The organism is Schumannella sp. 10F1B-5-1, assembly GCF_006517535.1.
Classification (GTDB): Bacteria; Actinomycetota; Actinomycetes; order Actinomycetales; family Microbacteriaceae; genus Schumannella.
Map to the genome: position 1 here is coordinate 1 of NZ_VHQH01000322.1, position 5,542 is coordinate 5,542.

Below are 5,542 nucleotides of genomic sequence, written 5' to 3' on the forward strand. Positions count from 1 at the left end.
GTGCGTCCGATCCTTGAGAACTCAACAGCGTGCACTATGTCAAATGCCAAATAACCTCGGCTCTGTAGTTTTGGCTGCAGGGTGAGAGATTCCTTTGGATTGACGGATTGTCAGTATGATGATCCTTTCAGTCAGATCAAACTCGTCTGGTTGTCGCGTTTTCCCGTGGTGGCTGGGCACACGATTTGTCGGTGATTTCGGTTGCCGGCTGTCATTTTTTTACGGAGAGTTTGATCCTGGCTCAGGATGAACGCTGGCGGCGTGCTTAACACATGCAAGTCGAACGGTGAAGCAGGAGCTTGCTCCTGTGGATCAGTGGCGAACGGGTGAGTAACACGTGAGCAATCTGCCCCGAACTCTGGGATAAGCGTTGGAAACGACGTCTAATACCGGATACGAGCTTCAGCCGCATGGCTAGGAGTTGGAAAGAATTTCGGTTCGGGATGAGCTCGCGGCCTATCAGGTTGTTGGTGAGGTAATGGCTCACCAAGCCTACGACGGGTAGCCGGCCTGAGAGGGTGACCGGCCACACTGGGACTGAGACACGGCCCAGACTCCTACGGGAGGCAGCAGTGGGGAATATTGCACAATGGGCGCAAGCCTGATGCAGCAACGCCGCGTGAGGGACGACGGCCTTCGGGTTGTAAACCTCTTTTAGCAGGGAAGAAGCGAGAGTGACGGTACCTGCAGAAAAAGCACCGGCTAACTACGTGCCAGCAGCCGCGGTAATACGTAGGGTGCAAGCGTTATCCGGAATTATTGGGCGTAAAGAGCTCGTAGGCGGTTGGTCGCGTCTGCTGTGAAATCCCGAGGCTCAACCTCGGGTCTGCAGTGGGTACGGGCCAGCTAGAGTGCGGTAGGGGAGAATGGAATTCCTGGTGTAGCGGTGGAATGCGCAGATATCAGGAGGAACACCGATGGCGAAGGCAGTTCTCTGGGCCGTTACTGACGCTGAGGAGCGAAAGCGTGGGGAGCGAACAGGATTAGATACCCTGGTAGTCCACGCCGTAAACGTTGGGCGCTAGATGTGGGGACCATTCCACGGTTTCCGTGTCGCAGCTAACGCATTAAGCGCCCCGCCTGGGGAGTACGGCCGCAAGGCTAAAACTCAAAGGAATTGACGGGGGCCCGCACAAGCGGCGGAGCATGCGGATTAATTCGATGCAACGCGAAGAACCTTACCAAGGCTTGACATATACGAGAACGCTGCAGAAATGTAGAACTCTTTGGACACTCGTATACAGGTGGTGCATGGTTGTCGTCAGCTCGTGTCGTGAGATGTTGGGTTAAGTCCCGCAACGAGCGCAACCCTCGTTCTATGTTGCCAGCACGTTATGGTGGGAACTCATAGGAGACTGCCGGGGTCAACTCGGAGGAAGGTGGGGATGACGTCAAATCATCATGCCCCTTATGTCTTGGGCTTCACGCATGCTACAATGGCCGGTACAAAGGGCTGCGATACCGTAAGGTGGAGCGAATCCCAAAAAGCCGGTCTCAGTTCGGATTGAGGTCTGCAACTCGACCTCATGAAGTCGGAGTCGCTAGTAATCGCAGATCAGCAACGCTGCGGTGAATACGTTCCCGGGCCTTGTACACACCGCCCGTCAAGTCATGAAAGTCGGTAACACCCGAAGCCGGTGGCCCAACCCTTGTGGAGGGAGCCGTCGAAGGTGGGATCGGTAATTAGGACTAAGTCGTAACAAGGTAGCCGTACCGGAAGGTGCGGCTGGATCACCTCCTTTCTAAGGAGCTTCTTGAAGACCTCGGTCTTCCAAGAGCCATGCTCGAACCGAATGCGTTCGGGGTGGTTTGCTCATGGGTGGAACATTGACATAGGCCTCGCAGGAAGCGCGGGCAGCCAAGTACGGCTCTCTTTGAGAGGGCAAGGAACGGATGCCGGCGGGGATTGCGGGGCGTGCACGCTGTTGGGTCCTGAGGGACCGGGCCGGCCCGTTTGGGTTGTGTCGAACTCCTCTGGATCCTGCTTCCGTCGGCCAGTGGCTAGGCGGGGTGGGGTACCGCCCGTATTTTGAGAACTACACAGTGGACGCGAGCATCTTAGACAGACACCTTTTCGGTGTCGTCTACAAGATGATCAACAAGAGGACGGCTTTCGGGCTGTTCTCCGATAGATCATTGGTCAATCCGCAGCACTCAGGTGCTGCTGATCGATTCTAGAAAACTCATGTAGTCAAGTTTCTAAGAGCAGACGGTGGATGCCTTGGCATCTGGAGCCGAAGAAGGACGTAGCAATCTGCGATAAGCCTCGGGGAGTTGATAAGCGAACTTTGATCCGAGGATGTCCGAATGGGGAAACCCCGCCAGTGCGTACTTGTGCGACCTGGTGACTCCCGCCTGAATATATAGGGCGGGTAGAGGGAACGTGGGGAAGTGAAACATCTCAGTACCCACAGGAAGAGAAAGCAACCGCGATTCCGTTAGTAGTGGCGAGCGAAACCGGAACAGGCCAAACCGATCATGTGTGATAGCCGGCAGGCGTTGCATGGTCGGGGTTGTGGGACTTTCACGAACTTCTGCCGAAGTTCACGTTGACGTGCGCGATATAGACGAACGGTCTTGAAAGGCCGACCATAGAGGGTGCCAGTCCCGTAGTCGAAATGTGGCGCAGCGGCGGAGAGTATCCCAAGTAGCACGGGGCCCGAGAAATCCCGTGTGAATCTGCCAGGACCACCTGGTAAGCCTAAATACTCCCAGATGACCGATAGCGGACAAGTACCGTGAGGGAAAGGTGAAAAGTACCCCGGGAGGGGAGTGAAATAGTACCTGAAACCGTCTGCTTACAAACCGTTGGAGCCTCCCTAGCAGGGGTGACAGCGTGCCTTTTGAAGAATGAGCCTGCGAGTTAGCGGTATGTGGCGAGGTTAACCCGTGTGGGGTAGCCGTAGCGAAAGCGAGTTCGAATAGAGCGTTTGAGTCGCATGCCCTAGACCCGAAGCGAAGTGATCTATCCATGGCCAGGTTGAAGCGACGGTAAGACGTCGTGGAGGACCGAACCCACTTGGGTTGAAAACCGAGGGGATGAGCTGTGGATAGGGGTGAAAGGCCAATCAAACTTCGTGATAGCTGGTTCTCTCCGAAATGCATTTAGGTGCAGCGTTGCGTGTTTCTTGCCGGAGGTAGAGCTACTGGATGGCCGATGGGCCCTACAAGGTTACTGACGTCAGCCAAACTCCGAATGCCGGTAAGTGAGAGCGCAGCAGTGAGACGGTGGGGGATAAGCTTCATCGTCGAGAGGGAAACAACCCAGACTACCGACTAAGGCCCCTAAGCGTGTGCTAAGTGGGAAAGGATGTGGAGTTGCAGAGACAACCAGGAGGTTGGCTTAGAAGCAGCCACCCTTGAAAGAGTGCGTAATAGCTCACTGGTCAAGTGATTCCGCGCCGACAATGTAACGGGGCTCAAGCACACCGCCGAAGTCGTAGGATTCGCATAATAGGTAGGCCTTCGTGGTCCAGCCGTGCGGATCGGTAGGAGAGCGTCGTGTGGCGAGTGAAGCGGCGGAGTGATCCAGCCGTGGACGCCACACGAGTGAGAATGCAGGCATGAGTAGCGAAAGACGTGTGAGAAACACGTCCTCCGAAAGACCAAGGGTTCCAGGGTCAAGCTAATCTGCCCTGGGTAAGTCGGGACCTAAGGCGAGGCCGACAGGCGTAGTCGATGGACAACGGGTTGATATTCCCGTACCGGCGAAGAACCGCCCAAGTCAATCCAGTGGTGCTAAGAGTCCTAATCCGGCCAGATGGATCCCTTCGGGGTGAAGCTGCCGGCCTAACGCTCGACCCCATGCTGGTGCGGCTAGCGTATTAACAGGTGTGACGCAGGAAGGTAGTCGGTCCTAGGCGATGGTTGTCCTAGGCCAAGGGTGTAGGCCGAGAGATAGGCAAATCCGTCTCTCATATAAGGCTGAGACCTGAAGGGGAGCCCTCACGGGCAAGATCCGATGATCCTATGCTGCCGAGAAAAGCATCGACGCGAGGTTCCAGCCGCCCGTACCCCAAACCGACTCAGGTGGTCAGGTAGAGAATACCAAGGAGATCGAGAGAATCGTGGTTAAGGAACTCGGCAAAATGCCCCCGTAACTTCGGGAGAAGGGGGGCCTAAGGCGTGAACCAACTTGCTTGGGGAAGCGCTGCAGGGCCGCAGAGACCAGTGGGAAGCGACTGTTTACTAAAAACACAGGTCCGTGCGAAGTCGCAAGACGATGTATACGGACTGACGCCTGCCCGGTGCTGGAAGGTTAAGAGGAAGGGTTAGCTTTTGCGAAGCTCTGAATTTAAGCCCCAGTAAACGGCGGTGGTAACTATAACCATCCTAAGGTAGCGAAATTCCTTGTCGGGTAAGTTCCGACCTGCACGAATGGCGTAACGACTTCCCAGCTGTCTCAACCGCGAACTCGGCGAAATTGCACTACGAGTAAAGATGCTCGTTACGCGCAGCAGGACGGAAAGACCCCGTGACCTTTACTACAGCTTGGTATTGGTGTTCGGTGCGGCTTGTGTAGGATAGGTGGGAGACTTTGAAGCGGGCACGCCAGTGTTCGTGGAGTCATTGTTGAAATACCACTCTGGTCGCTCTGGATGTCTAACTTCGAACCGTGATCCGGTTCAGGGACAGTGCCTGGTGGGTAGTTTAACTGGGGCGGTTGCCTCCCAAAAAGTAACGGAGGCGCCCAAAGGTTCCCTCAACCTGGTTGGCAATCAGGTGTCGAGTGTAAGTGCACAAGGGAGCTTGACTGTGAGAGTGACGGCTCGAGCAGGGACGAAAGTCGGGACTAGTGATCCGGCAGTGGCTTGTGGAAGCGCTGTCGCTCAACGGATAAAAGGTACCTCGGGGATAACAGGCTGATCTTGCCCAAGAGTCCATATCGACGGCATGGTTTGGCACCTCGATGTCGGCTCGTCGCATCCTGGGGCTGGAGTAGGTCCCAAGGGTTGGGCTGTTCGCCCATTAAAGCGGTACGCGAGCTGGGTTTAGAACGTCGTGAGACAGTTCGGTCCCTATCCGCTGCGCGCGTAGGAAATTTGAGAAGATCTGTCCCTAGTACGAGAGGACCGGGACGGACGAACCTCTGGTGTGTCAGTTGTTCCGCCAGGAGCACCGCTGATTAGCTACGTTCGGAACGGATAACCGCTGAAAGCATCTAAGCGGGAAGCCGGCTTCAAGATGAGATTTCCATCCCTTCGGGGGAGAGGCTCCCAGCTAGACGACTGGGTTGATAGGCAGGATGTGGAAGTGAGGACTGACGACTCATGCAGCTGACCTGTACTAATAAGCCGATAACTTGACAACACATAGTTTTCTACATTGTTGCTCGCGTCCACTTTGTGGTTCCTGATCTACGGTCGGGGACCGCGCTCATCACGATGAGCGCTGAACACATAGATCAATAGTGTTTCGGCGGCCATAGCGAAGGGGAAACGCCCGGTCACATTCCGAACCCGGAAGCTAAGACCTTCTGCGCCGATGGTACTGCGAGGGGGACCTCGTGGGAGAGTAGGACACCGCCGGACTTCTTTCAGAA

At 55.6% G+C, this 5,542-nt stretch carries 3 rRNA genes; all 3 read left to right on the forward strand.

Annotated elements, in window-relative coordinates:
* Positions 1-218 precede the first annotated feature (218 nt).
* Positions 219-1,742, forward strand: a 16S ribosomal RNA gene (locus FJ658_RS15875).
* A 447-nt stretch (positions 1,743-2,189) separates the two neighbouring features.
* Positions 2,190-5,310 (forward strand): 23S ribosomal RNA (locus tag FJ658_RS15880).
* 104 nt (positions 5,311-5,414) lie between these two features.
* Positions 5,415-5,531: ribosomal RNA gene (gene rrf / locus FJ658_RS15885) — 5S ribosomal RNA — on the forward strand.
* The 16S, 23S and 5S rRNA genes sit together here, the layout of an rRNA operon.
* Positions 5,532-5,542 lie beyond the last annotated feature (11 nt).